The 25,954-nt window shown below is 69.5% G+C and carries 27 protein-coding genes; 16 read left to right on the forward strand and 11 right to left on the reverse strand.

Annotated elements, in window-relative coordinates; genetic code table 11:
* Complete coding sequence (locus tag ACTJIL_RS09175) at positions 1-999, forward strand: FAD:protein FMN transferase (protein ID WP_440755894.1); 999 nt, start codon at positions 1-3, stop codon at positions 997-999.
* The gene (locus ACTJIL_RS09180) at positions 996-2,633 is read left to right on the forward strand and encodes a sulfite reductase subunit alpha (RefSeq protein WP_440755210.1); all 1,638 of its coding nucleotides are present in this window, start codon (positions 996-998) and stop codon (positions 2,631-2,633) included. The genes ACTJIL_RS09175 and ACTJIL_RS09180 overlap by 4 nt, the downstream gene beginning before the upstream one ends.
* Positions 2,634-2,728: 95 nt before the next feature.
* On the opposite strand, the gene ACTJIL_RS09185 is transcribed toward ACTJIL_RS09180, so the two are convergent.
* Together ACTJIL_RS09185 and ACTJIL_RS09190 are read right to left on the reverse strand one after the other, a co-directional pair.
* Entirely contained in the window at positions 2,729-3,343 is a 615-nt protein-coding gene (locus ACTJIL_RS09185) for a HutD/Ves family protein (RefSeq protein ID WP_440755211.1), read from the reverse strand.
* A 254-nt stretch (positions 3,344-3,597) separates the two neighbouring features.
* A complete protein-coding gene (locus ACTJIL_RS09190; RefSeq protein WP_440755212.1) occupies positions 3,598-3,930 on the reverse strand; it encodes a ComEA family DNA-binding protein in 333 nt (110 codons plus the stop codon).
* 198 nt (positions 3,931-4,128) lie between these two features.
* Between ACTJIL_RS09190 and ACTJIL_RS09195 the strand changes: the two genes are divergently transcribed.
* The gene (locus tag ACTJIL_RS09195) at positions 4,129-5,622 is read left to right on the forward strand and encodes a M20 family metallopeptidase (protein WP_440755213.1); all 1,494 of its coding nucleotides are present in this window, start codon (positions 4,129-4,131) and stop codon (positions 5,620-5,622) included.
* Positions 5,623-5,693: 71 nt separating this feature from the next.
* Complete coding sequence (locus ACTJIL_RS09200) at positions 5,694-5,981, forward strand: GlsB/YeaQ/YmgE family stress response membrane protein (protein WP_440755214.1); 288 nt, start codon at positions 5,694-5,696, stop codon at positions 5,979-5,981.
* Between the two features lie 134 nt (positions 5,982-6,115).
* Here ACTJIL_RS09200 and cysC read toward each other — a convergent pair whose 3' ends face one another.
* From cysC to ACTJIL_RS09215, 3 genes are all read right to left on the reverse strand, one after another.
* Positions 6,116-7,954: an adenylyl-sulfate kinase gene (cysC, locus tag ACTJIL_RS09205; RefSeq protein WP_440755215.1), complete on the reverse strand. Its 1,839-nt coding sequence runs from the start codon at positions 7,952-7,954 to the stop codon at positions 6,116-6,118.
* Between the two features lie 133 nt (positions 7,955-8,087).
* Positions 8,088-8,999 carry a sulfate adenylyltransferase subunit CysD gene (cysD, locus tag ACTJIL_RS09210; RefSeq protein WP_440755216.1) on the reverse strand — a complete coding sequence of 304 codons (912 nt, stop codon included), beginning with the start codon at positions 8,997-8,999 and terminating at the stop codon, positions 8,088-8,090.
* Between the two features lie 148 nt (positions 9,000-9,147).
* Entirely contained in the window at positions 9,148-10,614 is a 1,467-nt protein-coding gene (locus ACTJIL_RS09215; RefSeq protein ID WP_440755217.1) for a mannose-1-phosphate guanylyltransferase/mannose-6-phosphate isomerase, read from the reverse strand.
* A 72-nt stretch (positions 10,615-10,686) separates the two neighbouring features.
* Between ACTJIL_RS09215 and ACTJIL_RS09220 the strand changes: the two genes are divergently transcribed.
* The 7 genes from ACTJIL_RS09220 to ACTJIL_RS09250 all read left to right on the forward strand — a co-directional run bounded on the left by ACTJIL_RS09220 (position 10,687) and on the right by ACTJIL_RS09250 (position 16,093).
* Positions 10,687-11,697, forward strand: coding sequence for an aminoglycoside phosphotransferase family protein (locus ACTJIL_RS09220; RefSeq protein WP_440755218.1), 1,011 nt, complete (start codon positions 10,687-10,689; stop codon positions 11,695-11,697).
* Positions 11,694-12,401, forward strand: coding sequence for an N-acetylmuramate alpha-1-phosphate uridylyltransferase MurU (gene murU / locus ACTJIL_RS09225; protein ID WP_440755219.1), 708 nt, complete (start codon positions 11,694-11,696; stop codon positions 12,399-12,401). The genes ACTJIL_RS09220 and murU overlap by 4 nt, the downstream gene beginning before the upstream one ends.
* A 68-nt stretch (positions 12,402-12,469) precedes the next feature.
* The gene (locus ACTJIL_RS09230; protein WP_440755220.1) at positions 12,470-13,018 is read left to right on the forward strand and encodes an RNA polymerase sigma factor; all 549 of its coding nucleotides are present in this window, start codon (positions 12,470-12,472) and stop codon (positions 13,016-13,018) included.
* Positions 13,005-13,409: a hypothetical protein gene (locus ACTJIL_RS09235; protein WP_440755221.1), complete on the forward strand. Its 405-nt coding sequence runs from the start codon at positions 13,005-13,007 to the stop codon at positions 13,407-13,409. The genes ACTJIL_RS09230 and ACTJIL_RS09235 overlap by 14 nt, the downstream gene beginning before the upstream one ends.
* A gap of 16 nt (positions 13,410-13,425) precedes the next feature.
* Positions 13,426-14,304: a PDZ domain-containing protein gene (locus ACTJIL_RS09240; protein WP_440755222.1), complete on the forward strand. Its 879-nt coding sequence runs from the start codon at positions 13,426-13,428 to the stop codon at positions 14,302-14,304.
* Positions 14,305-14,439: 135 nt separating this feature from the next.
* Positions 14,440-15,198 (forward strand): hypothetical protein, encoded by a 759-nt coding sequence (locus tag ACTJIL_RS09245; protein ID WP_440755223.1) that lies wholly within the window; start codon positions 14,440-14,442, stop codon positions 15,196-15,198.
* Between the two features lie 166 nt (positions 15,199-15,364).
* Positions 15,365-16,093, forward strand: a complete 729-nt coding sequence (locus tag ACTJIL_RS09250) for a sel1 repeat family protein (RefSeq protein ID WP_440755224.1) — start codon at positions 15,365-15,367, stop codon at positions 16,091-16,093.
* A 106-nt stretch (positions 16,094-16,199) separates the two neighbouring features.
* Here the strand turns inward: ACTJIL_RS09250 and hda are convergent, their stop codons facing one another.
* Genes hda through ACTJIL_RS09265 form a run of 3 tightly spaced genes read right to left on the reverse strand, consistent with a single transcriptional unit; the run spans position 16,200 to position 19,230 of the window.
* Positions 16,200-16,931 carry a DnaA regulatory inactivator Hda gene (gene hda / locus ACTJIL_RS09255; protein ID WP_440755225.1) on the reverse strand — a complete coding sequence of 244 codons (732 nt, stop codon included), beginning with the start codon at positions 16,929-16,931 and terminating at the stop codon, positions 16,200-16,202.
* Positions 16,928-18,109, reverse strand: coding sequence for an AI-2E family transporter (locus ACTJIL_RS09260; RefSeq protein WP_440755226.1), 1,182 nt, complete (start codon positions 18,107-18,109; stop codon positions 16,928-16,930). The genes hda and ACTJIL_RS09260 overlap by 4 nt, the downstream gene beginning before the upstream one ends.
* An 11-nt stretch (positions 18,110-18,120) precedes the next feature.
* On the reverse strand, positions 18,121-19,230 hold the full coding sequence (locus ACTJIL_RS09265; protein ID WP_440755227.1) for a DUF2066 domain-containing protein: 1,110 nt from the start codon (positions 19,228-19,230) through the stop codon (positions 18,121-18,123).
* 218 nt (positions 19,231-19,448) lie between these two features.
* Here ACTJIL_RS09265 and purM point away from each other — a divergent pair, with 218 nt between their 5' ends.
* Genes purM through ACTJIL_RS09285 form a run of 4 tightly spaced genes read left to right on the forward strand, consistent with a single transcriptional unit; the run spans position 19,449 to position 22,632 of the window.
* Positions 19,449-20,477, forward strand: coding sequence for a phosphoribosylformylglycinamidine cyclo-ligase (purM, locus tag ACTJIL_RS09270; protein WP_440755228.1), 1,029 nt, complete (start codon positions 19,449-19,451; stop codon positions 20,475-20,477).
* 52 nt (positions 20,478-20,529) lie between these two features.
* A complete protein-coding gene (purN, locus tag ACTJIL_RS09275) occupies positions 20,530-21,171 on the forward strand; it encodes a phosphoribosylglycinamide formyltransferase (protein WP_440755895.1) in 642 nt (213 codons plus the stop codon).
* A 10-nt stretch (positions 21,172-21,181) separates the two neighbouring features.
* Positions 21,182-21,943, forward strand: a complete 762-nt coding sequence (locus ACTJIL_RS09280; protein ID WP_440755229.1) for a DUF3108 domain-containing protein — start codon at positions 21,182-21,184, stop codon at positions 21,941-21,943.
* Positions 21,943-22,632, forward strand: coding sequence for a DUF3108 domain-containing protein (locus ACTJIL_RS09285; protein WP_440755230.1), 690 nt, complete (start codon positions 21,943-21,945; stop codon positions 22,630-22,632). Before ACTJIL_RS09280 ends, ACTJIL_RS09285 begins: the two co-directional genes overlap by 1 nt.
* A 175-nt stretch (positions 22,633-22,807) precedes the next feature.
* Here ACTJIL_RS09285 and ACTJIL_RS09290 read toward each other — a convergent pair whose 3' ends face one another.
* The 3 genes from ACTJIL_RS09290 to ACTJIL_RS09300 all read right to left on the reverse strand — a co-directional run bounded on the left by ACTJIL_RS09290 (position 22,808) and on the right by ACTJIL_RS09300 (position 24,746).
* On the reverse strand, positions 22,808-23,128 hold the full coding sequence (locus ACTJIL_RS09290) for an EF-hand domain-containing protein (protein ID WP_440755231.1): 321 nt from the start codon (positions 23,126-23,128) through the stop codon (positions 22,808-22,810).
* A 2-nt stretch (positions 23,129-23,130) separates the two neighbouring features.
* Positions 23,131-24,387 (reverse strand): UDP-N-acetylglucosamine 1-carboxyvinyltransferase, encoded by a 1,257-nt coding sequence (murA, locus tag ACTJIL_RS09295; protein ID WP_440755232.1) that lies wholly within the window; start codon positions 24,385-24,387, stop codon positions 23,131-23,133.
* Between the two features lie 122 nt (positions 24,388-24,509).
* Entirely contained in the window at positions 24,510-24,746 is a 237-nt protein-coding gene (locus ACTJIL_RS09300; RefSeq protein WP_440755233.1) for a BolA family protein, read from the reverse strand.
* A gap of 122 nt (positions 24,747-24,868) precedes the next feature.
* On the opposite strand from ACTJIL_RS09300, the gene ACTJIL_RS09305 reads away from it, so the two are divergent.
* Entirely contained in the window at positions 24,869-25,879 is a 1,011-nt protein-coding gene (locus ACTJIL_RS09305; protein ID WP_440755234.1) for a KpsF/GutQ family sugar-phosphate isomerase, read from the forward strand.
* The last annotated feature ends 75 nt before the right edge of the window (positions 25,880-25,954 follow it).

Genomic DNA, 25,954 nt, shown 5'->3' on the forward strand with positions numbered 1-25,954 from the left:
ATGGCGGCATGGCCAGCGACTTCGTACTTGAACCAGATCACCACCCCGGACGCCCGTGTCGTGCACCTGCTCCATGGCGACACCATGGGCACGCGCTGGCGCGTGTGCGTGGTCGCCGGTGCGCGTCTGGCGCTGCCGCCGCTGCATGACGCGGTGCAGGCGACGCTCGACCGCATCGTCGCGCAGATGAGCACCTGGGAAACGGATTCGGACATCAGCCGCTACAACCGCGCCGAGGCCGGCAGCTGGCAGGCGTTGCCGCGGCCTTTCGACAAGGTGCTGCGTGGCGCACTCGACATCGCCGAGGCCAGCGGCGGCGCCTATGACCCGACGGTCGGCCCGCTGGTGGATCTGTGGGGATTCGGTGCCGGCGGGCAAGACCTGTGTGTCCCAAGTGCCGCCGAAATCGACGACGCCCGCACACGCATCGGCTGGCAGCGGATCACGCTGCGCGACAACCCGCCTGCGGTCCTGCAGCCCGGTGGCGTCGCGCTCGACCTCTCGGCGATCGCCAAGGGGCACGGCGTGGATGCGGTGGCCGCTTGCCTGCGCGAACGCGGGATCACCGCCGCGCTGGTCGATGTCGGCGGCGAGCTGTTCGGCTACGGCCGCAAGCCCGACGGTACGCCGTGGCGGGTCTTGGTCGAGGCCGCTCCCGATACCGACGATGCGGCGTCGTGCGTGTTGTCGCTGGATGGCTTCGCCGTGGCCACGTCCGGCGTCCACTGGCACCACTTCGAACACGACGGCCGGACCTATGCGCACACCCTGGACCCGCGCAGCGGCGCGCCCGTCGAACGCGCTCCTGCCGCGGTGACGGTGATTGCCGACGACGCGATGCGCGCCGACGCGTGGGCGACCGCGCTGACGGTGATGGGATTCGACGACGGTTTCGCCTTCGCCCGGGCGCATGGGCTGGCCGCCCGCTTCGTCGCCGCGGACGCGGACAGCGACGGCATCCGGATGACACCGGCGTTCGCAGACCGGCTCGCATCATGAGCACGGTTGCCCTCGGTGCGCAGCGCTCCTCGCGCGCGGCGATCGGCAACGGCCTTGCGCTGCTGGGCCTGATCGCGCTTGCCCTCGCCTTCCTGCCGCTGCACGACGATGCGTGGTGGCCGGCGTCGCCGCAGCGCATGCGTTTGGCGTGGGCGGTGGCGGCGATCGCAGCGTACGCTGCCTTCAGCGGCTGGCTGCTGTGGCGCGCACGCCGCCCCCGCCGCACGCGTGATGCCGTGGCAAGCGGCGCGCAGTTGCTGGTGGCCTGGGCCAGCCAGACCGGCTTCGCCCAGCAGCTCGCCGAACGCTCTGCCGCCACGCTCGCCGAAGCAGGCATGGCCGTGGAGCTGCGCGAACTGGCCGAGGTCGACACGGCCATGCTGTCGAGCACGCCACGCGTGCTGTTCGTGGTCAGCACCACCGGCGAGGGCGACCCGCCCGACCCCGCGCTGGCGTTCGTCCGCGACATGCTCACCGCACCGGGCGCGCTGCCGGCGCTGCAATTCGCGGTGCTGGCACTGGGCGACCGCGAGTACGACCACTTCTGCGGCTTCGGCCACCGCCTCGACCAGTGGCTGCGCCAGGCAGGTGCGACGCCGCTGTTCGACCTGGTGGAGGTCGACAATGGCGACGCCGGTGCGCTGCGCCATTGGCAGCACCACCTGGGCCTGCTCGCGCAGGCGCCGGAGCTGCCCGACTGGTCGCCGGTGGCCTACGAACCATGGCGATTGCACGAACGCGCCGAACTCAATCCCGGCAGCGCGGGCGGGCCGGTGTTCCAGCTCGCCCTCACGCCACCGACCGGCATGCAACCCGCGTGGCAGGCGGGCGACATTGCCGAGATCGGGCCGCGCAACCCGCGTGCGGCGGTCGATGCGCTGCTCTCGACACTCGGACTGGCGGCAGGAACGGAAGTCCGGTTCGAAGACAGATTGCTTGCGCTCGGCGATGCGCTGTCGCGCGCGCACCTTCCCGATCCCGCCGCATTTGCCGATGCGAACGCGCAGGCGCTGGCCGATACCCTCAGGCCACTGCCGCACCGCGAATATTCGATCGCCTCGCTGCCATCGGAGGGCAGGCTGCAATTGCTGGTCCGGCACATGCGGCGGCCCGATGGCCGCAGCGGCCTGGGCAGCGGCTGGCTGTGCGAACACGCATCATCGGGCGCGACGATCGACTTGCGCATCCGCGTCAACGCCAACTTTCACTCGCCTGCGCCAGAACGTCCTTTGATCCTCATCGGCAATGGCACCGGTATCGCCGGCCTGCGCGCACACCTTGCGGCGCGCGCCGCCGCCGGGGCACGCCGCAACTGGCTGCTGTTCGGCGAACGCAACCGCAACCGCGACTTCCATTGCCGCGCCGACATCGAGCGCTGGCAGGCCGACGGCCTCCTCGAGCGCCTCGACCTCGCCTTCTCGCGTGACGACGCGCAACGCCGCTACGTGCAGGACGCACTGCGCGACGCGGCCGACACCTTGCGCGCATGGGTGAACGACGGCGCCGCGATCTACGTCTGCGGCAGCCTGCAGGGCATGGCCCCGGGTGTGGACGCCGTGCTGCGCGAAGCCCTGGGCGACGCCCTGGTCGAGCAACTGCTGCTCGACGGACGCTATCGCCGCGACGTGTACTGATCAGCAGCGGCCTACAGCCTGTTCGAACGCCTGGAGCCACTGGATCCCCGCCTTCGCGGAGATGACGATTCAGGCATAGCGGGATGACGATTCGTTCAAACGTCTCCAGCCGACCCGGTGGAAGCCTCCAGCCGGATCACCAGCAATTCGCCGCCGCCATCGAGCAGATGCCGCGTCCGCTGCGGCTCCGCCAGCAATGCGGTATCGCCAGCGTGCAGCGGCGGCAGCCCGGACCCGGCATCGAAGCGCGCCTCGCCCGCGAGCAGGTGCAGCGCCCACGTCGTCCCCGGCTCGGCGAAGAACACCATCGGCCCGACCAGCGGCCGGTGCAGCAACTCGGCGGCAATCGCGTCGCGCCGCCACATCAGGTTGAAATCGTGCGTGGGGCCATCGACCAGCTCGCCGGTCAACGCCCGCTCGCCGGCGAAGCGCAGCCGGCCGTGCGGCGGTTCGAGCAGGTGCGCCTCGCCATCATCGAAACGCAGCCGCAGGCCATTGCCGCGCAGCAGCACCAGCTCGCGATCGACGCCGGGGAACGCGGAGAACGGCGCGTCCTGTTCGATCTCCGCGATCGACAACCGCCAGGTCCAGTCGCCGGACGGATCCGGCCGCTCGGCGTGGATCTCGCGGGTCCAGCCGAAGCCGTTGCGCCAGCGTTCGCGGCGATACTCGTTGGCGGGAATCACCCGCGATTGCTGTGTGGGGGCCATGCGGCGAGTGTAGCCGGCGGGCCGCGCGGGCTGAATCAGGCGGGACCGGGGGCCCGCGCGCTCGTAGCGGCCTCCGGGACAGTCCATCCAGCCAGTACCCGCGTGTGGGGCAAAAAAAGCCACCCGCGCCGCGCAATCCGCGCGACCCGGGTGGCAAACGTCCCTGTAGGGCGTCATGCCCGTTCCAGCGGAGCGTCCTGCTCCCGACCGCCGATGCCTGCCTTCCTTGGCTGGCACCGGTGACGATCAACGCATCAGCGGTTCGCGGCGCCCATGTTCGCCCCTGCCACTGACCTGGCCGGCTTGGCCTTTCTTTCCGTACCGAAGGAAATCCGGTCGCGATTCTTCTCGACCGTCTTCAGGCCGATGCCCTTGACCATCGCCAGCTGCTCGATGCTCTTGAATGCGCCGTGCTGCTTGCGGTAGGCGACGATGGCCTCGGCCTTGGACGGCCCAACGTTGACCAGCACCCGGTCGATGGTGGCCACGTCGGCCGTGTTGATGTTGATGCGCTCGCCGGCGAGCGCGGCTCCGGCCAGCAGCAGCGACAGCAGCAGCGAGGCGAAGATGGTCTTGATGGATGTCATGGCTGAACTCCCGTGTATGAGGTGGATTCCGTTCCCCGGCGACCCATTGCGCCGGTGGAGACAGTCTCGCCCGCCGCATCGATCCCGCCTATCGCCGCAACCCGCGGCGTGATGCAGGGATTTGCCGCGGCGTGGGGTAGGAAAACTCCTACACGGGGGGGCGTAGAATCAGGGCATTCATTCCACCGAGGCCCCTCCATGGATGCCAGCAAGATCGAAAGCTTCGTCGCCGGGAAGTGGGACGACGAAATCGTTCCCCAGCTCGTCGAATACATCCGCATCCCCAACAAGTCGCCGATGTTCGACGCCGACTGGGTGAAGAACGGCTACATGGCCGATGCGGTCAAGCTGATGGAGGCCTGGGCCCGCGCGCAGTCGATCCCGGGCATGGAACTCGAGGTGGTGCAGCTGGAAGGCCGCACGCCGCTGATCTTCATCGACATCCCGGCCTCGGGCCCCGAGACGGGCGACGACTGCGTGCTGCTCTACGGCCACCTCGACAAGCAGCCGGAGATGACCGGCTGGGACGACGACCTCGGCCCGTGGAAGCCGGTGCTCCGCGGCGACAAGCTCTACGGTCGCGGCGGCGCCGACGACGGCTACGCGATCTTCGGCTCGCTGGCCGCGATCCAGGCGCTGCAGGACCAGGGCGCGCCGCACGCGCGCTGCGTGGTGCTGATCGAGGCCTGCGAGGAGTCGGGCAGCTACGACCTGCCGGCCTATGTCGACCACCTCGCCGACCGCATCGGCAAGCCGTCGCTGGTGGTGTGCCTGGACTCGGGCTGCGGCAACTACGAGCAGCTGTGGTGCACCACCTCGCTGCGCGGCCTGGCCGGCGGCAACTTCACCGTCAAGGTGCTGGAAGAAGGCGTGCACTCGGGCGATGCCTCCGGCGTGGTGCCGTCGAGCTTCCGCCTGCTGCGGCAGCTGCTCTCGCGCATCGAGGACGCCGACACCGGCCGGATCCTGCTCGAAGGGCTACACGCCGAAGTCCCCGCGGACCGGCTGGCGCAGGCGAACAAGTGCGCGGAGGTGCTGGGCACCGCCGTGTTCGACAAGTTCCCGTTCCTGCCGGGCATGACGCCGATGGCCGAGGACCTCACCGAGTTGGTGCTCAACCGCACCTGGCGCCCGGCGCTGTCGGTGACTGGCGTCGACGGCATGCCGCCGCTGGCTTCGGCCGGCAACGTGCTGCGGCCGCAGACCGCGGTGAAGCTCTCGCTGCGCCTGCCGCCCACCCTGGACGGCAAGGTTGCCGGCGACCTGCTCAAGGACGCGCTGCTGCGCGACCCGCCCAACGGCGCCCAGATCACGCTCGAACTGGAAAAGGCCTCCACCGGCTGGAACGCGCCGGCGATGTCGTCATGGCTGGAGAAGGCGATCGACAACGCCAGCCAGGAGTTCTACGGCCGGCCGGCGATGTACATGGGCGAAGGCGGCTCGATTCCCTTCATGGGCATGCTCGGCGAGAAGTTCCCCGGCGCCCAGTTCATGATCACCGGCGTCCTCGGGCCGCATTCCAACGCGCACGGGCCGAATGAATTCCTGCACATCCCGATGGGCAAGAAGGTCACCGCCTCGGTGGCCAGGGTGATCGCCGAGCATCACGCCGCCAGCCTGCGCGGGGAAACCACGGGCGCCGCGGTCGCCGCCGACAGCGGATCCCGGCACGGCGACCACGGCTGCTGCTGACCATCGACACTGGTGGCCGGGCCGCTGGCTGTTAAGCTTCGACCCGGTCCTCCACCACGAAGGGGTTTGGAATGGAAGGTCTGTTCGGCAGCGGCAACTGGCTCTACATCATCCTGATCGGATTCATCGTCGGCGTGCTGGCGCGCCTGCTCAAGCCCGGCAAGGACAGCATGGGCATCATCCTGACGACCCTCCTGGGTATCGCCGGCGCACTGCTGGCGGGCTGGATCGGACAGGCAACCGGCTATTACGAGGCGGGCGAACCGGCGGGATTCATCGCCGCGCTGGCCGGGGCGATCGTGATCCTGATCGTCGCGGGCCTGTTCCGACGCAAGCGCACCACCCTGCCACCGCGCTGAGCGCGACGGCATGCATTGAAGAGCCGGGCGATGCCCGGCTTTTTTTGCCCAGGAAAGTGCGGCCGCGCGCCCAAACCCTTGCAGGAGCCGCTTCAGCCACTCCTTCAACCGCGGGCGTTCGTCCCCTGCGCGGGTCAATCCAGCAGGCGGTCGACCACGCGCTCGGCAAGGCGCTCCGGCGGCTCCGCCATCGTGTCGAGCACCATGTCCGGCCGTTCCGGGACCTCGTAGGCCGAATCGATGCCGGTGAAGTTGGGCAGGTCGCCACGCCGGGCCTTGGCATAGAGCCCCTTGACGTCGCGCCGCTCGGCCTCCGCCAGCGGCGTGTCGACGAACACTTCCAGGAAATCGCCGTCGGCGAACAGTGCGCGCGCCGCGGCACGCTCGGCGCGGAACGGCGAGATGAAACTCACCAGCACGATCAGCCCGGCCTCGGTCATCAGCTTGGCCACTTCGGCCACCCGGCGCAGGTTCTCGACCCGGTCCTCATCGGTAAAGCCCAGGTCGCGGTTGAGGCCGTGACGGACGTTGTCGCCGTCGAGCAGGTAGGTGTGGCAACCGCGCGCCAGCAGGCCGCGTTCGACCAGGTTGGCGATGGTCGATTTGCCTGCACCGGACAACCCCGTGAACCACACGCAGCGCGGCTGCTGGCCCTTGAGCGCGGCGCGCGTTGCGCGGTCGACGTCCAGCGCCTGCCAGTGGAGGTTGTCGGCGCGGCGCAGGCCGTGGCGGATCATGCCGCAGCCCACGGTCGCGCGTGACAGCGGGTCGACCAGGATGAAACCGCCGAGCGCCGGGCTCTCGGCGAACGGCGCGAACGCGACAACCGCATCGAGCGACAAGGTGACCTCGCCGATGTCGTTGGGCCCCAGGTGCCGGGCCGCGAGCGGCTGCAGGCTTTCCGGGTCGCGCTTGTGCTTGAGCTCGCTGATGCGTGCGCCCACCTGGCGCGTGCCGAGCTTGAGCTGGTAGCGCCGGCCGGGCAGCAGGGGGGCCTCGTCGAACCACAGCACGTCGGCGGCGAACTGGTCGCTGGCGGCCAGCGGCGCGGCGGCGTGGGTGAGCACGTCGCCGCGCCCGGCATCGACCTCGTCGGCCAGGCGCACGGCGATCGCATCGCCGGCACGGGCTGCGTGCGTCTCCACACCGGCCACGGTGAGCGCGGCGATCGCGGTGACTACGCCGGCTGGTTCCACGCGAACCGCGTCGCCCACTGCCAGCGTGCCCGACGCCAGGGTGCCCGCCAGCCAGCGCTCGCCGTCGGCGCCGCGCAGCAGCATCTGCACCGGCAGCCGTGCCGGCAGCGCCGGTACACGGCACATGATCTCCACGGCCTCGAGGTGCTGGAGGACATCGGGACCGTCATACCAGGGGAAATTGGGCGACGGCGCCGTGACGTTCTCGCCAGTCGCGGCTGCCAGTGGAATCGCAACGACATCCTCGATGCCAAGCCGCGCAGCATGCGTGCGATAGGCGTCGGCGATGCCGTCGAACACCGCGCGGTCGTAACCGGCGCAGTCCATCTTGTTCACCGCCAGCAGCACGTGGCGCACGCCGAACAGCGACGCGATCGCGGTATGGCGGAAGGTCTGCGGCAACAGGCCCTTGGTCGCATCGACCAGCACGATCGCAACGTCCGCCACCGACGCGCCGGTGGCCATGTTGCGCGTGTACTGCGCGTGGCCGGGGCAATCGGCGATCAGGAACCGCCGGTGCGGCGTCTGCAGGTGGCGCCAGGCCACGTCGATGGTGATGCCCTGCTCGCGCTCGGCTTCCAGGCCATCGAGCAGCAGCGCGTAGTCCACTTCCGCGCCGCGCGTGCCGTGCACGGCGCTGGCGCGCACGAGCGCCGCGCGCTCGTCGTCGGGCACGCGGCCGGCCTCGAACAGCAGGCGCCCGATCAGCGTGCTCTTGCCGTCGTCGACGCTGCCGCAGGCGACGATTCGCAGGAAATCGGACTGCACGCTGCTCATGCCCGCCCCCCGTCAAGTCCACGCCGCTTCTGGCGGTCCCTCCCGCGAACGCGGGTACCCGGCGGCTTTGGTGGCCAGGAAAGCAGCCCACTGGGCGGGACTGGCAACTTGGGGCGAGCGAACGCGACGCGCATCAGAAATACCCCTCGCGCTTCTTCTTCTCCATCGAGTCGCCGTCGGCCTGGTCGATCAGCCGGCCGGCGCGCTCGGACTGCGTCCCCGCTTCCATCTCGGCGATCACCGCATCCAGGTCGGTAGCCTCCGACTCCACCGCCCCGGTCAGCGGATAGCAGCCCAGGGTGCGGAACCGCACCTGGCGCATCACCGGCGATTCGCCGGGCTCGAGCCGGAACCGCTCATCGTCCACCATGATCAGCGCCCCTTCGCGCTCCACCACCGGGCGCGGCGCGGCGAAATACAGCCCCACCACCGGAATGCCTTCGCGGCGGATGTAGTGCCACACGTCCAGCTCGGTCCAGTTCGACAGCGGGAACACCCGCACGCTCTCGCCCGGCGCCACCCGCGCGTTGTACAGGTTCCACAGCTCCGGCCGCTGCCGGCGCGGATCCCAGCGGTGGCGGGCATCGCGGAACGAGAACACCCGCTCCTTGGCCCGCGACTTCTCCTCGTCGCGGCGCGCCCCGCCGATCGCGGCATCGAAGCCGCCGGCCTCCAGCGCCTGCTTCAGCGCCAGCGTCTTCATGATCTCGGTGTGCACGCTGGCACCGTGCGTCTGCGGGCCGACCCCGTCGCGCACGCCGTCGGCGTTGATGTGCACGCGCAGCTCCACCCCGGTTTCGGCGGCGCGGCGGTCGCGGAACGCGATCATCTCGCTGAACTTCCAGGTGGTGTCGACGTGCAGCAGCGGGATCGGTGGCCTGGCGGGCGCGAACGCCTTGAGCAGCAGGTGCAGCAGCACCGAACTGTCCTTGCCGATCGAATACAGCAGCACCGGGGTGCGGCACTCGGCCGCCACCTCGCGCAGGATGTGCAGGCTCTCGGCTTCCAGGCGGTCGAGGTCGCTGTCGTAATCTGAGGCGCTCATTGGCGGCATTGTAGCCAGTCGACCGCGGATTCCAGCGCCGCCTGGAGGCGGCCTGGCTCTTGCAGGAGCGGCTTCCGCCGCGCGCTTTTCCAGATATCGACTCACGAACATAAGCCGCGGCTGAAGCCGCTCCTGCAGGTTCTTCAGGCTACGAGCGGCCGTACACGTCCTCGTAGCGGACGATGTCGTCCTCGCCGAGGTAACCCCCGGACTGCACCTCGATCAGCTCCAGCATCTCCGTGCCGGGGTTCTCCAGCCGGTGCTTCGCGCCCAGCGGGATATAGGTCGACTGGTTGGCGTGCAGTTCGAACACGTCGTTGTCACGCGTCACCCGCGCGGTGCCGCGGACCACGATCCAGTGTTCTGCGCGATGCCGGTGCGACTGCAGCGACAGGCGCGCGCCGGGCTTGACCTTGATCCGCTTGACCTGGAAACCGTCGTCCTGGTCGACCGAATCGTAGCTGCCCCATGGCCGGTGCACCTCGCGGTGCAGGATGGCGTGGCTGCGCTGTTCGGCCTTGAGCCGGGCGACTACCTCCTTGACCTGCTGCACCTTGTCCTTGTGCGCCACCAGCACCGCGTCGTCGGTCTCGACCACGACCAGGTCGTCCACGCCCACCAGCGCCACCAGTCGCCGCGCGTAGGCATAGCTGTTGTGGCTGTCGACCGCGATCACGTCGCCGTGGCGGGCGTTGCCGTCCGCGTCCTGTTCGCTGACGTCCCACAGCGCCGACCACGAGCCGACATCATTCCAGCCGATATCGACCGGCAGCACCATCGCGCGGTCGGTCTTCTCCATCACCGCATAGTCGATCGAATCCGAGGGGCTGGCGGCGAATGCGGCCTTGTCCAGACGGATGAAATCGCCGTCGCGCTGCGCGGCTTCGAACGCGGCGCGCACGGCAGCCAGGATGTCGGGGCGGAAGCGTTCCAGTTCGGCCAGGTAGCTCGACGCACGGAACAGGAACATGCCGCTGTTCCAGTAATAGCCGCCGGCATCGAGGTACTGCTGCGCGGTCGCGGCGTCGGGCTTCTCGACGAAGCGCAGCACGCGACGCACGCCGTCGCCGCCGGCTTTGGACTGACCCGCTTCGGACTGGCCGGCTTCAGACTGGCGGACTTCAGACTGAATGTAGCCGAAGCCGGTCTCCGCCGACTCCGGCACGATGCCGAACGTCACCAGCGCGCCGTCCGCCGCCGCCGGCATGGCCATGCGCACGGCATCCTGGAAGGCCGGCACGTCGCGGACGACGTGGTCCGATGGCAGCACCAGCAGCAGCGGATCGCCGCCCTGCACTGCCGCCTGCAGCGCCGCCGCCGCGATCGCCGGCGCGGTGTTGCGGCCGACCGGCTCGAGCATGATCGCGGCGTGCCCAACGCCGACCTGGCGCAGCTGCTCGGCCGCGAGGAAGCGGTGCTCCTCGTTGGCGACCACGATCGGCGTTGCGTCGCCGGCCAACTTCGCGACCCGCTGCCAGGTGTCCTGCAGCATGGTGCGCTCGCCGGCCAGCGCCAGGAACTGCTTGGGATAGGCCTCGCGCGAGAGCGGCCACAGGCGCGTCCCGGAGCCGCCCGAGAGCAGGACCGGTTGCAGGCGCGCGGCTTGGTCGGACATCGTCGATGCTCGTCGGGGAAGGCGCCGGGAGTTTACCCTGTGCCCCGAATGCTTCCGTTGCCCGGAGACCGGATGCCCGCGCCAGCCCCCAACCCGCCACGCGAAACGCAGCGCCTGCAATGGGCGCGCAGCGCCAGCGGCCAGCCAGCCTTGGGCCTGCAGCGCGCTTCCGTCGACGCAGGCTTCCGCAGCTACTGGCGCACCGTCGGCGAAACGCCGTCGCGCATCGTCATGGATGCGCCACCCGGAGTCGAGGATGCCGGCCCGTGGCTGCGCGTCCGCGACCTGCTCGAAGCCGGTGGCGTGCGCGTACCGCAGGTGCTGACGCGCGACCTCGACCTGGGTTTCCTGCTGCTGGAGGACCTCGGCGGCCCGACCCTCGCGCAGGTCATCGACGCCGACAGCGCCGATGCGCATTTCGACGCTGCCATCGGGCAGCTGCTGCGGCTGCAGGCGATCGTGCCACCGTCGGAACTGGGCACGTTCGGCGAGGCGCTGCTGCAGCGCGACGCCGGCCTGTTCGAGGAATGGTTCCTGCGCCGTCACCTGGGATTGCAGCTCGACTGCGACGATTCGGATCGACTCGAACTCGCGCAGCGCCGGCTGATGGACAACGCGCTGGCGCAACCCAAGGTGCTGGTGCACCGCGACTTCATGCCGCGCAACCTGATGCCGGTGGTGCCCGGCCCGGCGGTGCTCGACTTCCAGGACTGCGTGCGCGGCCCGATTGCCTACGACCCGGTCAGCCTGTTCAAGGACGCGTTCCTCGGCTGGCCGCTGGCGCGCGTCGACGGCTGGCTGCGCCGCTATCACCAGCGCGCGTCCGATGCCGGGCTGCCGGTTCCGCCGCTCGACACCTTCCTCCGCGACGCCGACTGGATGGGGGTGCAGCGCCACCTCAAGATCCTTGGCATCTTCGCCCGCCTGCACCATCGCGACGGCAAGTCGCACTACCTCGCCGATGCGCCGCGTTTCATCGGTTACCTCGATGAAGTGCTGCCGCGGCATCCACGGCTGCAGCCGCTGGCCGAACTGCTCGAGCAGCGGGTGAAGCCGGCGATGCAGGCGCTGGCCGCGGTATGAAGGCGCTGATCTTCGCCGCCGGCCTCGGCGAACGCATGCGGCCGCTGACCGACACCACGCCCAAGCCGCTGCTGGAAGTCGGCGGCAAACCGCTGATCGCATGGCACCTGCAAAAGCTCGCCGCGATCGGCGTACGCGAGGTCGTGGTCAATATCTCCTGGCTGGCCGACCGCTTTCCGCAAGTCCTGGGCGACGGCTCGCACTGGGGGCTGCGCATCACCTATTCGCAAGAAGGCCCGCTGCCGCTGGAGACCGGCGGCGGCATGCATCACGCCCTGCCGCTGCTGAGCGACGACACCAACGCACCATTCATCGCCATCAACGGCGACATCTGGACCGACCACGACTTCGCCCGCCTGCCACGCGAGCCGGCCGGCGATGCGCACCTGGTGCTGGTCGACAACCCGCAACACAACCCGCGCGGCGACTTCGCCCTCACCGCAACCGGACACGTCGCCAGCGACGGCGACGAGCGCCTGACCTTCGCCGGCATCGGGGTCTATCGCCCCGCACTGTTCGACGGCTGGCGCGGCGTGATCGGCGATGCTCCGGGCGTCGACGCGTCACCGCCACGCTTCAGGCTCACCCCGCTGCTGCGCGCCGCGATGGCCCGGGGGCGCGTCAGCGGCGAGCGCCACGGCGGACGCTGGACCGATGTCGGCACCCCGGCGCGGCTGGCGGAACTCGACGCCACGCTCGCCTGAGCCGCGATGCGGACGTCCACGACCCACCCGCTGCGACGGTTGCCCACCTTGGCGCGTACCTTGATGCAATGCCAGATCCCATCGAAGCCACGGATGACGAAGCGCAACTGGTCCGCCGCGCGCGCTGGGGACAGGAGGCGGCGTTCGCCGAACTCTATCGCCGGCATGCGCGCGCGATCCATGCGCTCGCGCTGCGGCTGACCGGCAATCCATCGACCGCCGAGGACATCACCCAGGAATGCTTCCTGAAGATGCTGCAGTTCCTCGGCGACCTGCGCGATGGCACGCCGCTTCGGCCGTGGCTGAAGCGGGTGGCGGCCAATGCCGCGATCGACCGGATCCGCCGCGACGGACGCCTGGTCGCCGCCGAGGACGACGATGCACATCCCGCGAACGGGCCCGACCCGCTCCTGCACGCCGAATCCCTCGGCCTGCTGCGACGGTTGAGCCCCATCGAACGTACCGTGGTATGGCTGCATGCGATGGAGGGCTGGTCGCATCCGGAACTGGGGCGACGCTTCGGACGCAGCGAGAGCTGGTCGAAGTCGATCGTCTCGCGCAGCCTGTCGCGCCTGCGACTCGAACTGGACGAACCCCACACCCATGACGATCCCTGACGACCTCCTGCAAGAACGCCTGCAACAGCTGCCGGACGCACCGCTGCCGGACGGCCTGTGGCAACGCGTCAATGGCGCACGCCGACGCAAGCAGCGGCGGCGCATCGGCATCGCCGCCACGACCGTGGCGGTGGCCACGGTCGCCGCACTGTCGCCGCTGATGCGGCCAGCCCCCGTCATCTCGCAACCCGCACCCGTCGTGGCGGCGGCGCCTTCGTTGCCCCCCGGCGTGGACGCCGAACTGCGCGCGCTGGACCGTGCCCTGCAGGCCGGCTACGCCCGCAACGCCACCGATGCGGAGCTCGAACCGCTCTGGGCGCAGCGCCGCCAGTTGCTGGCCGGCAGCGACGCCCACCCGAACACCCCGCTGCCCCGCAGCCTGCGCATCTGATCCGAGGATTCCCCCCATGTCCGCCATCCGTGGTTTCACACTGCTTGCCTGCCTCGCCTTCCCCGGCCTGCTGCTTGCCGGCGACAAGGACGGCCAGGTCGAAGCAGAGATGGACGCCACCCTGCTGTACCTGGCAGAGCGCGACGCGCTGGGCAGTTTCGACCAGCCGCTCACCATCTCCCGGCCGGCGCAGGTGCGGTACGAACTGGGCGCAGTGGTGGACGTGCGCAAGCCCGATCCGCGCGGCCTCGAAGTGCTCGCCATCACCCCCGACGGCGCCGCAGCGCGCATGGGGCTAAAGACCGGCGACCGGCTGGTGGCCATCAACGACCGTCGCCTTGATGGCCAGGCCGCGCCCGCGCCGCTGCTGCTGGATGCCGTGCGCAAGGGCCACGGCGCGGTGCGGCTGCTGGCGGCGCGCGGCAAGTCACGCATCCAGCTCACGGGCCAGGCGGATACCACGGCGATCCCCGCCTACCAGCTCACCGTCGGCGACGCCGCATCGCGCCACGCGTCCGGCTGCGGTTACGTGTCCTATTCCGCGATGCCGCCTGCCAGCGAAGGCCTGTTCGAATCCTTCATCACCCGGATCGACGGCCGCAGCACGCCTGCGCGCATCAATCTCTTGCGCGTGCCCGCCGGACGCCACGTCCTGACGGTGCAGGAGCTGATCCCAGAGCACCGCCTGAGCGCCTCGCAGAACCTGCAGCGCAGGCTGATGCAGCGCCAATCGATGGCCCGCGCCTACAAAACGCTGGTCGTGGACATCAAGCCGGACACCGATTACCGGGTCGCCACGCGCCTGCACAAGGACAGGCTGGACCGCGGCAGCATCCGCGCCAACGAATACTGGGAGCCGGTGGTGTGGGAGCAGCGCGCAATCAGGTGCCGGTGACCCACCGCCAGCTACGCAAAGGAAGTTTCCCGAACAGGAGAGCGCCAGCATGTCGGGGCCATCGATCGTATCCGGGCATGCCCTGCAAGCACTGCATGCCGCACGGCACACTGAATCATTGCAAGGAGCACACGCATGAAGAAGATGCCAGCTGTCCTGATCGTCCTCGCAACGCTGCCGTGGACGGCCCAGGCGGCCGCCCAGGACACGACGGGGCGGAAGCCGACGGCGTCCTTCGCCGCGCCGGAAACCCCGGTGAAAGGCCGGATGGTGCTGCGCAATTCGACCAGCGATGAACTGGCCACGCAAACCGAGGGCCTGCTCGTCGTGCGTCCCGACATTCGCTGGCGCCTGGCGGGCGAGCAGGCTCGGTCCGAGGGTCGCCATGAAGAGGCCTACCTGCGCTTCCGGCGTGCGGCCCGTTATGGCGACAAGCAGGCGCAATCGATCCTCGCACGCATGCACAACGACGGCTCCGGCGCTGCGCGCGACCCCGCACTGGCATTCGCATGGATGGCGATCGCGGCCGAACGCGGGGACGGCACCTACGTCCAGCTTCGCGATCGTTACTGGCGGCAACTCGATGCGATGCAGCGCGCGGAGGCAGGGCGCCGCTTGCAGGAGTTGCAGGCCGAGTACGGCGATGCAAAGGCCGCCCCGAGGTTGCAACGGAGCATCCGCATGGCCCGTCACCAGGCGACCGGCAGCCGGCTCGGCTACGCCGGTGCACTGGAAGTCACCGCGACCAACGGCGCTCGCGATGCTACCGGCACTTCCATGACCGGGCCGGAGTATTACGACAAGAAATACTGGGGCACCTCGCAGCGTGCAACGGACCAATCGGCGCCCCCGTCGGCCGATGGCCACCAAGGAGGAATCAAGAATGGACAATGAAATCCGCGGCATTGGACGCGGCCCTTCCGGTCGCCGACGCGACGATCCCTGCGTCCGACTCGCCATTTCCGGAGCCCCGCGCCGTTGCGCGACAACCGGATTCGTCTCTGCATTTCTGCTATGCCTGTCGTTCGCGGCCACGGCGCAGGTATCGTCCAACGCACGCGTGCTGACCGCGCAACCGCCGCCCGAGCGTGCCGTGTACGGCAACTACATCGGCGAGCCCGGCATTCCGCCGGAAATGCTCACTTCCGGATTCCTGTCGGCGCATCCCGACATCCGCTGGCGGCGCGAGGGTTCGTACTCCTACAACCGCAAGGAATACGACCTGGCGATGGACCAGTTCACGCGCGCCGCGCGCTACGCCGACAAGCCCTCGCAGGCGATGATCGCCGAGATGTACTGGAAGGGACTGGGCGTGCCGCAGGACCGCGAACTCGGTTATGCGTGGATGGACCTGGCCGCCGAGCGCATGTATCCCAACTTCGTGATCAAGCGCGAGCGCTACTGGGGACTGCTCGACGCCGGGCAGCAGCGCAACGCCATCGAGCGCGGGCAGCAGTTGCTCGCCGAATATGGCGACGACGTGGCCAAGCCGCGGCTGGCGAAGCTCATGCAGCGCGCCAAGCGCGAGACCACCGGCAGCCACATGGGATTCGTCAGCGGCGGCCTGAAGATCACGCCGATGACCGGCCCTCTGGCCGGCACCGGGATCACGATGTCGCCGGAGGAGTACTACAAGCCCGAATTCTGGAATCCGCAGGAATACTTCGCATCCCAGGATGCCGAATGGGGTTCGCCGGAACGCGGGCAGGTCAATGTCGGCGAACTCGAGAACGTGGCGCCGGCACAGGATGAAACCGCGCCCGCGCCCGAGACAACGCCCGAACCTTGATCGGTCATCTACTGCGCCGGCGTGCTGGTTTCCTGACAACATCGCGGCCTACCGTCTCTCCCGCGCGCGCATGCCGGAGCGAGGCGCCGCGACCACGGCCGCGGCGCTATTGCGATCCCTGCCCCGGTTCGCCACCCAGCACTTGGCGCAGGAACGGCACCGTGATCCGCCGCTGCTCGGCGAGCGAAGCGCGGTCGAGCTGGTCGAGCAGCTTGGCCAGGCTCGACAGGTCGCGATCGACGCGGCGCAGCAGCCAGTCGATCGCGGCTTCGTCGATCGCCAGGCCGCGCCGGCGCGCACGCAGCCGCAGTACGTCGCGACGGCCGTCGTCGTCGAGCGGCAACAGCGCGATGCGCGTGCAATGCGACAGCCGCGAACGCAGGTCGGGCAGCACCAGTGGCAGGGCGTCGGGTGCGACGCACGCGGTGTAGAGCACGGCGATGCCGGCATCACGCGCGCGATTGTGGAAGTCGAACAGCGCGACTTCGTCTTCGCTCCTGCCGGCGATAAGGTCGAGCCCATCAAGCGCGATGAAAGGATTGTCGTGCAGCGCGTCGAGCGCCTCGCGCATCCGTCCCACCGCGGCCGCGAGCGGCAGGTATGCGCTGCGGCGCCCGGCCGACTCGGCCGCGGCACAGGCGGACAGCGCGAGATGGGTCTTGCCGGAAGCGGGCGCACCGACCAGGTAAAGCCAGTCGGGAGCCTTGCCCGTAGCCAGCGCCTCGATCTGCGCCAGCGCGCCGGTCGGCGCGGCGACGAAGCCGTCGAAACGCTGGTCGGGTGGGTAGCGCAGCGCCAGCGGCAGCTGCCCGGCCGTCCGGGCGCCGGGCCGGCTCACGCCTTGTCTTCGCCTTCGTCGTCTTCGCCGCCATTGCCGGGAACGATGATGCCCCCGTCACTGATCCGCTCGGCCGGGACGACGATCGCCGGGGACTGCCCCGCATACAGCCGGCTGTGGGTGTAGCGCGCGTGCGCGTAGCGCAGCAGCACGTTGGCCACCGCCGCCACCGGCAACGCCAGCAGCATGCCGAGGAAGCCGAACAGCTGGCCACCGGCAAGCACGGCGAAGATCACCGCCACCGGGTGCAGGCCGATCCGGTCGCCGACCAGCTTCGGTGTCAGCCAGTAGCTCTCGATCACCTGGCCGACGCCGAACACCGCCAGCACCCCGGCCACGTGTTTCCAGTCGCCGTGCTGCACCAGCGCGGCGACCACGCCGAACACCACGCCGCTGGTCGGCCCCAGGTAAGGCACGAACGTCAGCAAGCCGGCGACGATGCCGATCAGCAGGCCCAGGTCGAGGCCGATCGCCCACAGGCCGATGCCGTACATCGCGCCGAGGATCAGCATCACCGTGAACTGCCCGCGCAGGAAGCCGCCGAGCATTTCGCTGGATTCCTTCGCCAGCTGCGACACGGTGCCGAGATGGTCGCGCGGCACCAGCGACGCGGCGCGTTCGACGAACACGTCCCAGTCGCGCAGGAAGAAGAACGTCAGTACCGGAATCAGCACGACGTTGGCGATCATCGCGAACACCGCGAAGCCCGAGCGCGACAGGTAGCCCAGCGCGGTGGTGGCGATGCCGCCGGCGCGCTCCCAGTGCACCCGCAGCTGCTCGATCAGGTATTCCGGGTCCAGCCACGTCGACAGCTGCAGGCGCGTGCGCTGTTCCAGCCACGGGATCGCGGTGTCGGCGAACCAGTCGCGGTAGCGCGGCAACGACTCGACCAGGATGACGATCTGGCGCTGCAGCGTCGGCACCAGGATCAGCAGCGCCAGCGCCAGCAGCAGCGCCATCAGCGCGAACACCAGGATCACGGCGGTATTGCGCGAACGTCCGGCGCGTTCCAGGCGGTCGACCAGCGGGTCGCCCAGCCAGCCCAGCAGCGCGGCAACCACGAACGGCGTCAGGATCGGCCCCAGCAGCCACACCAGCCAGCCCGCGGCCAGCGCAACCAGCGCCCACTGCAGGCGCTTGAGGAAGCGGGCGATGTCGCCCGCGGCGGTATCGTCCATCGGCGGCGGTCTCAGAGCAGGCGGAAGACAGCGGGGGCGACCACTTCGCCCGGCGTGGGTTCTTCACCGGTGGCGCCGACTTCCACCAGCACCTTGTCGTCCACCATGCGGCGGAAGCCCGGCAGCCCGGTCAGCAGCTCGAGGTCGACCTCCAATCCTTCCGGCGTCGCCCGCAGCGGCGTCATGCCGCGCACGACCGACATGCCCTGGAGCAGCGCGGACAGGCGCACGTAGTCGGCGCCGTCGTCGATCCCGGTGAAGGTGACGCGATACTTGCCCGCCGGACCGGCCGGGCTGTGCTTGGCGTAACGCTTGGTCAGCGCGTCGGCAGCGCCATCGGCGCCCGTGGCCATCGCCCGGCGCGCATCGCCTTCGCTGCCGCTCCACCTCGACAGCACGCGGCCGTTGTCGACGAAGATCCAGTCGGCGGTCCAGCCCCCCTTGTTGCGGTAGAGCTTGCCGATCAGCTGCATCGGCGGGCTGTAGCGCGACGACAGCCGCGCGACCGCCGCGGCGTCGCCGCGCCAGATCGCGCCCACGGCGGCCTGCTCGGCGGCGCTGCCGGACGGCAGGCCGAGACTGTAGCCACGCTGCTTGGCCCGCTGCAGCACCGAGCGGGCGACGTTGTTCTGCGCCAGCGCCACCAGGCGCGGGCCGGAACCGTCGTCGATCGCCAGCCACAGCACCGGCTTGGGTCGCGGTGCCGGCCAGACCGGCAGCCCCAGCGCGGCCGCGAGGCCTTCGACATCGTCTTCGCGGAAGCGCACCACCAGCTTGGTCGTGAAGCTGGGCGCCCCGCTGGCCGACACGCCTTCGTCCTGGCGGTAGTCGTAGCCGTCCACGTAATCCTTCGCGCGGCGCAGCTCCCTGCCGACGCCCGGCCTGGACGCCGCTGCGCGGTCGCCCGACAGCTTCGCCAGCACCTCGGCAAGCGCGCGCGCGAAACCGGCGTTGCGCTCGGTCTCGTTCTGGCTGTTGACCGGTACTTCGGCGGCATAAAGCCCCTGCGCGACGGCGCGGTCACCCTCGACGCGCTGCGCCTGGGCACCGGTGGCGACCAGCATCGTGGCCAGCAACAGCCCCGTCGCCCACGCCCACTGGTTGCGGATTGATCCCTGCATCGTTCCTTCCTGCCTGCACGCCAGTGGAAATGGTGCCACAAAGGCGTCCTTCCGATTTCGGACCGTCCGATCCACGCCGCCCCGACGAAACGGGCCGCAGCTGAACGCCCCAGCCGCCGATCAGGCGCGGTTTGGCCTGCCCCCGGCTGCTAAAATCGACGCTTTCCCTAGCCCAGCGAGTCATCGTGACCGGCCCGAACCCCTCCGCACCCGCCCCGATGACCTACCGCGACGCCGGCGTCGACATCGATGCCGGCAACCAGGTCGTCGAACGCATCAAGCCGCTGGTCCGGCGCAGCTTCCGCCCCGAGGTGATGGGCGGGCTGGGCGGGTTCGGCGCGCTGTTCGACCTGTCGGGCAAGTACCGCGAACCGGTCCTGGTCTCCGGCACCGACGGCGTCGGCACCAAGCTCAAGCTCGCCCAGCAGCTCGGCCGCCACGACACCATCGGCATCGACCTGGTCGGCATGTGCGTCAACGACGTGCTGGTGCAGGGCGCCGAACCGCTGTTCTTCCTCGACTACTTCGCCACCGGCAAGCTCGACGTCGACACCACCGTGGCCGTGGTCGGCGGCATCGCGAAGGGCTGCGAACTGGCCGGGTGCGCGCTGATCGGCGGCGAAACCGCGGAGATGCCGGACATGTATGCGCCCGGCGAATACGACCTGGCCGGCTTCACCGTCGGCGCGGTGGAAAAGTCGCAGCTGCTGGACGGCTCGAACGTGCGTGCCGGCGACGTGCTGCTCGGCATCGCCTCCAGCGGCCCGCATTCGAACGGCTATTCGCTGGTCCGGCGCATCTTCGACCGCGCCGGCCGGCCCGGCGACCTCGACCTTGGCGGCGTCCGCCTCGAGGACGCGCTGATGGCGCCGACCACGCTGTACGTCAAACCCATCCTTGAACTACTGCGCGGCGACAACGGCGCCTCGATCCACGCCATGGCCCACATTACTGGCGGCGGCCTGACCGAGAACATCATCCGCGTCGTCCCCGACGGCCTGGGCCTCGACATCGAGGCATCGGCCATCGTGCTGCCGCCGGTGTTCGACTGGCTGCAGCGCGAAGGCGCGGTGGCGAACGAGGAAATGTGGCGCACCTTCAACTGCGGCATCGGCTTCGTGCTGGTCGTCCCCGCCTCGGCGGTGGCCGCGGTCGAAAGCGACCTCGGGCGCCTGGCTTTGCCGCACCGTCGTATCGGCCAGGTCGTCGCGGCCAACCGTGGTGGTGAACGTGTCCGCATCGGCTGACTGGCCCCGCGACTCCCGCCTCCCGACTCCCGATTCCCGGCCTCCCTATCGCATCGCCGTGCTCGCTTCCGGGCGCGGCAGCAACCTGCAGGCGCTGCTCGATGCGATTGCCGACGGCAGCCTCCCGGCCCGGATCGTGGGCGTGTTTTCCGACAAGCCCGCGGCCGTGGCCCTGCAGCGCGCGCGCGACGCCGGGATCCCCGCGGGGGCGCTGAGCCCGAAAGCGTTCGCCAGCCGCGCCGACTTCGACGCCGCCCTGTTCGCGGCCGTGGACGAGGTCCGGCCTGACCTGATCGTCTGCGCCGGCTACATGCGCCTGATCGACGGCGCGGTCGTCGACGCCCGCCGCGGCCGGGTCATCAACATCCATCCCTCCCTGCTGCCGGCGTTCAAGGGTCTGCACACCCACCAGCAGGCGCTGGATGCGGCCGCTGGCGAGCACGGCGCCAGCATCCATTTCGTCACCCCGGACCTCGACGGTGGCCCCGTGATCGCGCAGGCGCGCGTGCCGGTGCACGCGGGAGACGACGCCGACACGCTCGCCGCGCGCGTGCTCGAACGCGAGCACCCGCTGCTGGTGGAGACCGTGCGCTGGTTCGCCGCCGGCCGCATCGCCCTGGCTGAAGACGGTGTTCATATCGACGGGGCGATGCGCGCGCCGCTTCAGCTGGCAGCCAACCAGCGCTTTGCATGATGGCCGCCCGATGAAGCCACTTTTCTCCCTTGCCCTGCTCGCCCTGTTCGCGTGGCAGTCCGCGCACGCGCAGGATGCCGCCGTGCCGCAGCCTGCGCCGGTGGAGGACGTGCAGCCCGCCGTGCTCGAACCTTTCGTCGCCACCTACGAGGCGTACAACAAGGGTGACCTCGCCGGCAACGCCACCATGCAGGTCGTGCACAACGGCGGCGCGCAGTGGCGCGTGGACCTGGGCATCAAGGGCAACCGCGGCTTCGCCGGCATCCTCGGGCTCAACATCCAGCAAAGCACCGTGTTCGACGATATCGACGGCCAGTTCCGTCCACTGACCCAGAGCACGATCCGCAAGGGCCTGTTCATGGGCAAGAAAATCAACGGCGTCTACGACTGGAATGCCCACAGCGCCCGCTGGCAGGGCAGCATCAAGGACGAGCGCAGCAAGCCGGTCGCGCTGCGCGATGGCGACATGAGCGGCCTGCTGATCAACCTCGCCGTGATCCGCGACGCGCGCCCCGGCGCACGCCTGCAGTACCGGTTCGTCGACGGCGGCCGCGTCCGCGACCACATCTACCAGGTCGCCGACGACACCGAAACGATCAAGGTCGGCGAACTGAGCTACAACGCCATGCGGGTTTCACGCGTCAACGGCGGCAACGATGAGACCATCTTCTGGGTCGTCAACGGCGTGCCGACGCCGGTGCGCATGCTGCAGCGGGAAGACGGCCGGGATGGCATCGACCTGCGCCTGATCGAATACCAGGGAATCCAATGATGAAGATCCTCCGCACGAACAAGAAGTCCGTCCTGTCGGCCGCCGCACTGCTGCTCCTGGCCAGCGCGCCGGCCCTGGCGGTCGAACCGTTCACCGCCGACTACCAGGCCAGCTACATGGGCCTGCAGGGCAAGGGCAGGATGACCCTCGAGCCGCAGGGCGACAACCGGTGGAAGTACACCCTCAGCATCGGCAGCGGCGGCATCAAGCTCGACCAGAGCACGGTGTTCGAGGACCGCGACGGCAAGTGGCGGCCGCTGTCGGGCACCGACTCGTCGCTGCTGCTGATCAAGAAGACCGACAAGCAGGCGACCTACGACTGGGACAAAGGCGTGGCCACGTGGAGCGGCGACGTCAAGGCCGAACGCGCCGGCCCGGTGAAACTGCAGGCCGGCGATGTCGACGCGCTGCTGCTCAACCTCGAACTCGCCCGCGACGTCCCCGCGGGCAAGCCGCTCTCGTACCGGATGGTCGAGGACGGACGGGTCAAGAAGCTGACCTACAAGATCGTCGGCAAGGACACCGTCACCGTCGGCGGCAAGTCGCGCCCTGCGACCAAGGTCTCCCACGCGAGCGGCAACAAGGAAACCGTCGCCTGGGTCGTCGAGGGCCTGCCGGTACCGGCGCGCATCCTGCAGCGCAAGGATGGCAAGGACGAGATCGACCTGCGGATCCAGTCGGTGCAGTAGGCGCGTTCCCTGGCTGGGCGGCGCGCCGCTTGGCCAGGAACTGGGCCGCAATACGTAACCTCCGGGTCTGCGGAGATGCGGCGTGGATTCATTTGTGTAGAAGACCAAAGCCAAAACAACAGCAGAGGCAGAGCGAGGCGACTACCGCTGGCAATCCAGTGCGCGGGGTCGTGTGTCAGTCGTCCTGCCCGGAGAACGTCGTCCGGCAGTCCACCCGGATCGGCTGGCCATCCTCCTGTCCACGCCAGTAGAAACTGTGGCACTCGCGCTTGCCCTCACGGGTGCTGCGCACGGTCACCGCATACCAGGACTGCAGCGCTTCCTGCGTCGAGACGCTGCCATCGCCATTCCAGTCCATGGCCTGCGTTTCGATGCCCGCGGTGAACGCGAGGCCGGCATGCCACGCATATCCCGAGTACAGGACCAGCAGCGCCAGCGCACCGAACAGCAGCTTGCGCCGCAGGGGAATGCCCGATTGGCGGCCGGTGCGATACATGCTCAGCCGACGCGGCGGATCTTCGCACCCAGTCCCGACAGCTTGCGCTCGATGTTCTCGTAGCCGCGGTCGAGGTGGTAGATGCGGTCGATGGTGGTCTCGCCCTCGGCGACCAGGCCGGCGAGGATCAGCGACGCAGAGGCGCGCAGGTCGGTCGCCATCACCGGGGCGCCACTGAGCGCCTGCACGCCGGTCACGGTGGCGCGGTTGCCTTCGACGTGGATCTCGGCGCCCAGGCGCACCAGCTCCTGCACGTGCATGAAGCGATTCTCGAAGATCGTCTCGTCGATGGTGCCGACGCCTTCGGCGATGCAATTCATCGCCATGAACTGCGCCTGCATGTCGGTGGGGAAACCGGGGTGCGGCGCGGTAACGAGGTCGACCGCCTTCGGCCTGCGCCCGCGCATGTCGACGGTGATGCTGTCGTCGCGGGTGCCGACGTCTGCACCGGCCTCGACCAGCTTGTCGAGCACCGTGTCGAGCGTTCCGGGACGGGCATGGGTCGCCGTGACGCAACCGCCGGTCATCGCCGCGGCCACCAGGAAGGTGCCGGTTTCGATGCGGTCAGCGACGACGCGGTGGCTGCCGCCGTGCAGCCGTTCGACGCCACGCACCACGATGCGGTCGGTTCCGGCGCCTTCGATGTCAGCGCCCATCGCCACCAGGCAGTCGGCCAGGTCGACGATCTCCGGCTCCTTTGCGGCGTTGTCGATCACCGTGGTGCCGTCGGCGAGGGTCGCGGCCATCAGCACGTTCTCGGTCGCGCCGACGCTGACGATGTCGAACACCACCTTGCCGCCGCGCAGCCGCGCGGCGCTGGCCTTGATGAAGCCGTGTTCGAGGGTGATCTGCGCGCCGAGCGCCTCCAGCGCCCTGATATGCAGGTCGACCGGCCGCGAGCCGATCGCGCAGCCGCCGGGCAGCGAGACTTCAGCCGCGCCGTGCTTCGCCAGCAGTGGGCCGAGCACGAGTACCGAAGCGCGCATGGTCTTGACCAGTTCGTACGGGGCGACGTGGCTGCGCACGGTGCGCGGGTCGATCTGCAGATCGGCGCCGTCCTGGACGATGATGCCGGCGCCGAGTTCGGCCAGCAGGCGCAGCGTGGTCTTGACGTCGTGCAGGTCCGGCACGTTGCCGATCGAGACCGGCTCGTCGGCCAGCAAGGTGGCGCACAGGATCGGCAGGACGGCGTTCTTGGCGCCCGACACGGCTACCTCGCCGTTGAGCGCAATGCCGCCGCTGACGATGATCTTCTGCATTCGGGGCCTGCTGGCTGGGTGGACGGGCCGCGCCAGCCTCGGGGACATGCGCGGCAGCGGGAGTGGAAAGTGTATGTCGATACGGGCCGGGCGACGGCGTCACCGGCCCCGTGAGGCCGGCGCTACTGCGCGCCGTGCTCTTCCGGGGTCAACGTGCGCAGCGCCAGGGCGTGGATTTCGCCGCCCATGAGATCGCCGAGCGTGGCGTAGACCAGCCGGTGCCGCGCCAGCGGCAGCTTGCCGCGGAACGCGTCGGAGACGACCAGCGCCTCGAAGTGCACGCCGTCATCGCCCTGCACCGCGACACGCGCGCCGGGCAGGCCCTGTTCGATCAACTTGCGGATGGTGTTCGTGTCCAAGCCTGGAATCCTCGTGAAGCCTGCATGAGCAGGAGGCGGCCCGCGGCAGGCCAAGCGGGCTTTTGGGCCGCGAAGCGCATAAAATGAACCGATTAGCCTAACGGAAAGGCCCCGGCTTCGATATGGCCGATCACACGGCACCCCTCGCAACACCGCCCATCGACGATGCAACGCTGGCCGCCAGCGGCCGCCGCGTCCTCGAAACCGAGGCCCGCGGGCTGGAAGCCGTCAGCGAACGGATCAACGGTGACTTCTCCCGCGCCTGCCGCCTCCTGCTCGCCGGCCGCGGCCGCGTGGTCTGCATCGGCATGGGCAAGTCCGGGCACGTGGCGCGCAAGATCGCCGCCACGTTCGCCTCCACCGGCACCCCGGCGTTCTACGTGCATCCCGGCGAGGCCGGCCACGGCGACCTGGGCATGATCACCGACGCCGACGTGGTGCTGGCGCTGTCGTACTCGGGCGAATCCGACGAGATCCTGATGCTGCTGCCGGTACTCAAGCGCCAGGGCAACCCGCTGGTGGCGATGACCGGGCGCACGCAGTCGACGCTGGCGCGCGAGGCCGACGTGCACCTGGACGTGAGCGTGCCGGCCGAAGCCTGCCCGCTGCACCTGGCGCCGACGTCCAGCACCACCGCATCGATGGCGATGGGCGATGCGCTGGCGGTGGCGCTGCTGGAAGCGCGCGGTTTCACCGCCGACGACTTCGCCCGCTCGCATCCCGCCGGCGCGCTGGGCCGGCGCCTGCTGCTGCACATCCGCGACGTGATGCACGCCGGCGACGAAGTGCCCGTCGTTGCCGCAGACGCCTCGCTGGCCGATGCGCTGATGGAAATGAGCCGCAAGCGCCTGGGCATGACCGCGATCGCCGACGGCGACGGCCGCCTGCTCGGCCTCTACACCGACGGCGACCTGCGCCGCACGCTCGCCGATCCCTCGATCGACGTCCACGCCGCGCGCATCGCCGACGTGATGACGCGCGCACCGGTGGCGATCGGCGCCAATGCGCTGGCAAGCGAGGCTGCGCGGCTGATGGAAGACCGCAAGATCACCATGCTGGTGGTGCTCGACGACGAGCGCCGCGTGGTGGGTGCACTCAATATTCACGACCTGTTGCGCGCCCGGGTGGTTTAAAAACCGGGATTGGCGATTCGGATCCGGCACGCACGGGTTCCCGGCCCGCTCCCCCGGCCACCGCAGCACGCGCAT

This window comes from Luteimonas sp. 22616 (assembly GCF_052044325.1).
Taxonomy (GTDB): Bacteria; Pseudomonadota; Gammaproteobacteria; order Xanthomonadales; family Xanthomonadaceae; genus Luteimonas.